Genomic DNA, 353 nt, shown 5'->3' with positions numbered 1-353 from the left:
TGGCTGCGGCACAAATATGCCAGGTTATCGGTTGCTGTGGGCCCGCCGAGGGCGGCATCGATGGTGTGGTCGGTTTCTGACCGGTACACCGGTGCGACACATCCCGGGAACCTGCAGTGCCCGTCACGAGCGACGAGGAACCGTTCCTGTGGCTTGTTGGGGCGGTAGGTGTCTGTGCGGATGACGCTTCCTGTGTGCGCGCACACGGTGACGAGGTCCCACTGATACCGGGACGCGATCAAGGGCCGCACTGACTCGATGTCGATGGGTCCGTAGCCTTGGAGTTCGCATTTCACGCCGCCCGTGGGGGTGTCGCGGGTGATGGTGCCGCCGTGAGTGGCGAGGAGCGCGTC

At 64.9% G+C, this 353-nt stretch carries 1 protein-coding gene; it reads right to left on the bottom strand.

What is annotated here, in order from left to right:
- On the bottom strand, window positions 1–353 hold a 353-nt coding region (locus AUL38_RS17335), incomplete at both ends, for an HNH endonuclease signature motif containing protein (protein WP_161937398.1).

Origin of the sequence: Leucobacter sp. G161, assembly GCF_001482305.1 — a bacterium.
Taxonomy (GTDB): Bacteria; Actinomycetota; Actinomycetes; order Actinomycetales; family Microbacteriaceae; genus Leucobacter.
Note: the sequence above shows the minus strand (reverse complement) of the source record. Positions and strands in the feature narration are given on the sequence as shown.